This window comes from Massilia aquatica (genome assembly GCF_011682045.1).
GTDB classification, from domain to species: domain Bacteria; phylum Pseudomonadota; class Gammaproteobacteria; order Burkholderiales; family Burkholderiaceae_D; genus Telluria_A; species Telluria_A aquatica.
In genome coordinates, this window is sequence record NZ_VVIW01000062.1 from 1 (window position 1) to 4,026 (window position 4,026).

Sequence of the window (4,026 nt, forward strand, 5' to 3'; positions counted from 1 at the left end):
TCATTCGAACCACTTCCAGCTTCAGGCTGGGATCGAATGTCTTCCGCTTTCTTGTTGCCATGTATTACTCCTCAGATGGTGGATTTTCCACCTATTGAGGTGTCCGAGCAAATTAGACCACAGCACCATTCCCAAGGCGTAGCCCCATATTGCCCGCCATGTACGTTGGGTAACATCGAATTAGGAGAATCGTCATCTAGCCCGAACACAACGATTTGACGTTGCACATCGCTATCGAACTTTATCATACATGTCCTATCCGTGAAGGAAAACAGGGCGAACTGTTGAGTTTTCGTCCGGCGTAAAACGGCGTCTTATGAATGCTCGTTGATGAAAATAGAAGCTTCGTCCGAACATCCAATATTTCCTTGAAGAAATGATGAGTTGCCTAATAATATGTTCGTGTTGCATTGCATACGCTGACCCGATGCCTGTGCTCAGTGTGAGTAGCTACTATTTTTTTACAGCGTCTCGATAGAGCTGACTCCACCGTTAGTATACATCTGCGTATCTTCATCGGATGCCGAATCTAAGCCACCAAAAAATTATCTATATCAAATTTTTTGGAAATCGTCCTTGCCCAGCAATAAATTTTTTTAGACGTCAGGAGATTGGCCTGCCTACAGTCTGTGGTTGAAAGGAGTACAGAAACATCAGTTATCTCGCCGTAACGAACAATCATAATTGTTGCCCGAGCAATTGACTTTTCTTCAATTCTTATGGTTCGTAAATTTACATGACACATAGTGTCATCGTCGGAAATGGCTAATCGGTTCCAGAAAGCAGGGTCCATTACCGACATGAGCGGTATGTCAATTCCACGGCGAGTGGCTTCATCCACATTAGTTTCTTCCCGGATGAGGTCCAGAACCATCGCCGCAAGGTGCTTCGGCGGAACTCGCTCAAACAAAAATTCCAGCAGTCCATCCATTCTTAAAGAACTCATCTAAAGGTCGTGTCTTGATTTTATGTAGCCCTCGTTATTCAACCCAAGCTGCGCAGCATTCCAGTTGGGTATATTTTCTTATATAGTCATTTGTATATTCAGAGATGTTAATATATCCATTTTTCTCTGCTGCTTGCATTGCCGGCAGTCGAGTTAAAAATTCCGAGTTAAATTTTCTCCCAAGTTCAGCTGCGTTTACATCCAGGATTTTAATTCTAAACTCGTACGGAAAGTTTTCGATGGCATCATCGACATCGCCGATCAACAGAATTTCTATTTCCTCGGTTTCATAAGAGAATGCGGGATATTCTTCAAAGCGCCCTGAGTCGTCATATTGAAGTGAAAAAACATTGAAGGTCTGAATTATAGCATCAGCAACCTCTTCCAAAGTGGCTGTTGAAAAAATTGAAACGCTACCATAGTATGATTCCATTTATATTTTCGTTTTTATAAAATAGTAATGGGCGTCGGTTTTTCCTATTAACCTATTATTCTCAGCCTTCGTTCTAATACTAAAACCCTGATTGTTCGTCTTCATGCCGAAAGGAGTTGGATTCTCCAGCATTCTTGAGCTGCTCTTTAGTACACTACTATTGTTTTATCTGGCAATACTCCGCACGGCCAATAGCCGTGACGATAAAGTCTTAATAGTGTACACCAAAAACCTGCTTTATCAGCCATCACTTCCAAGGCGGCCATCCTTACACGATACAACGCGGCACCAATCGCCGCTTGAGTGAAATCATTCGGACCGGAGCGAAGTTTCATGCTCTCAGCGAACCTCAGCGACGCCCACGCTTGCTTGCAAACATCGAGAATCACGGGCTTAAATTGAATACCATTTTTCTCTAAGAATTCGGTCAAGCGGTGCCTATGAATAGGATCTTCCTCCTCCCTGGAACTCGGCAACCAATCCATTTCACTTGCGACCTGTGCGTCCTTTTCATTAAAACCTAAGAAAGCGCTGATTTATTCAATATTTTCACGAATTTCGCGTGTAACCCTTTGATTCTAAAGAGTGCGATTTTTCGAAAAGTGAATAAATCAGCACTTCCCTAATGCGAATGTTGTCCTATCCCACGCATCTAAATCACGAAGAGCCCAATATCCCTCAGACGCAACATAACTACCAAGTAGCGAAAACCACTTCGCATGTTCAATTTGCAATTTTATATCATCCAGATTCATGTTGATTTCCCTGCAAGTTAGTTACTGTAGCAGCGGGCAATGCTTTAGGGCCTTTTTGAATCGAGCCGTTTGACGCCTCCGGCCGCATCCGTCAACTTGACCGGCAAGCCGTTCGCATTGTAGTGATATGACGTGCGCTGCCCTAGCGCGTTGGTCACGTTCGTCAGGTTTCCGGATTCATCGTAGCGCAGGGCGGTGGTGGCGCCGAGCGCGTCGGTGATCAGTGCCCGCTTGTCGAAACGGTTGTCTTAGAAAATGCCGGTGCCCTTGCCGTTGCTGACCCTGCCCAGGTTGCTGCTGGCATCGTACTCGTACGCGAGAAGCAGTTCGGTGTCGCTGTCGGGCTCTGCCGGCCGCATGGCAATGCTGCGCAAGCGTGGATAGTCCTGCTGGTCTTCGAGCGTCGGCAGGTAGCCGCGCCCGGCGCTGTCCTCGACCCGCTCGGTCAATTGGCGCTGGTTGTACGCGATAGCGATCCGGTCGCCGTTGGCGCCCATCTGGCCGACCGAACGAGCGATGTTGTGAGCGGAGTCGGGCAGGGCGAACAAATCGCGCCCGCCTTTTTCGTCCACCAGATCGAAACTGCGGTGGTGCATGCTCACGAGCATGATTTTTTCGAATGGCGAGTATAGCCATCCGCCAATGCCGGGCAACGAGAAGGTGATCTCGCCTGGAAAACATCGAAATGTCCACTAAGGCAAATCGGGACTGCCCAATGTTTAGACCGCGTTAGTTCGTAGGCACTGACTCCGTCCCTGCTGCTGTCCCCGTGTCGCGGTAGCAACATCTGGACGGGTAGCCGAACAATGTCGGCTCCAGTGCTGGAGGCAGCATTTTTAGTCGTCGTCAAAAGTCAAGGGCACGTCAAACGGAGTTACTCTCCATACAAATCCATCAGGCAGTCGTTTCTCACCGAAACGTATAGCTTCAAATGCAGAATGTTGTTCCTTGCTCACCAGGTCACTAGATTCGCAAGTAAAATATTCCAGCCGTCCTGATTTCGTTACATTTTCCCATTCCGAGATGTCTTTTCCATTAAATTCTTCCAATAATTCAATGATTTTTTCCAACTGCATCGACTCGGAATGCCACATCCATCCTTCCCCGTCATCAACCATAGTGACCGGGTCAAACTCAACACTCACCGAATACTGCCCAGATTTCCCTGTAATATATATTGACATGACATATAGATCGATATCCGGTAACCGTTCTCTGTAAGCGCAAATTGTCCGGCGCGACCCTAAACTCACATATTTTTCGATTTCTTCAACATCCATAGCCTATGACTCACTTGTCCACGTTATTAAAAATTGCTGGCTTTTCAAAATGCCCGGTGTCGTCAACTATCTTGATATTGTAATTTGGTTGAGTTGTATGATCTCCTTCCATATATATATCCCTACTCAAAGCATTTCTCTGCCAATTAAGTCGCCGGGATAAGTATTGCTCAAATCGCGGACGCCAGGCATTAAATTGCCACCTGGTCCCGGTCGCACTTCTGGTATATTAATATGATGTCGCCTTGGTGGTGGGTCAACTCATTGGTGTACGAAGGTGATCGGTGTGGATGTGATCATGTCGTTATACACAAGTCAGCCAAGCCCTTCCCGCAGGGCGCGCAGCGTCTCGGCTGCGGCAAACACTTGACCGAGGCCACGCCAAATAGTCTTGGCCCCTGGCTCGCCGTCACTCTTGCGGCCCAGAAAGCCGCCTACCTGCGCAATCATTCTTACGACCTCGTTCAGCGTTGGTGGCGTGGCCTGCATTTTCCTCTTGGTTAGCAGGTGGGCTCCACGAATCTCGTCAGGGTCGAAGAAGAGCGATGCAGCCAAGTCCGGGCAAGTTCTACCTTTGCGCATCAAATACGTAATGCGCCAGGCGACGACCAT

General features: G+C 47.5%; 6 protein-coding genes. All 6 read right to left on the reverse strand.

The annotated features are described in order from the left end of the window. Positions 1–529 precede the first annotated feature (529 nt). Complete coding sequence (locus F1609_RS33810) at positions 530–946, reverse strand: Cdi1I family immunity protein (RefSeq protein WP_167082314.1); 417 nt, start codon at positions 944–946, stop codon at positions 530–532. A gap of 34 nt (positions 947–980) precedes the next feature. Continuing rightward, complete coding sequence (locus tag F1609_RS33815; RefSeq protein ID WP_167082316.1) at positions 981–1,379, reverse strand: hypothetical protein; 399 nt, start codon at positions 1,377–1,379, stop codon at positions 981–983. A gap of 146 nt (positions 1,380–1,525) precedes the next feature. Next, positions 1,526–1,810: a hypothetical protein gene (locus F1609_RS33820; RefSeq protein WP_167082318.1), complete on the reverse strand. Its 285-nt coding sequence runs from the start codon at positions 1,808–1,810 to the stop codon at positions 1,526–1,528. 572 nt (positions 1,811–2,382) lie between these two features. Continuing rightward, positions 2,383–2,736 (reverse strand): hypothetical protein, encoded by a 354-nt coding sequence (locus F1609_RS33830; protein ID WP_167082322.1) that lies wholly within the window; start codon positions 2,734–2,736, stop codon positions 2,383–2,385. Between the two features lie 234 nt (positions 2,737–2,970). Next, positions 2,971–3,414, reverse strand: coding sequence for a hypothetical protein (locus tag F1609_RS33835; RefSeq protein WP_167082324.1), 444 nt, complete (start codon positions 3,412–3,414; stop codon positions 2,971–2,973). Between the two features lie 315 nt (positions 3,415–3,729). Further along, the coding region (locus F1609_RS33840) for an IS4 family transposase (RefSeq protein ID WP_267876831.1) at positions 3,730–4,026 on the reverse strand (297 nt) is incomplete at its 5' end.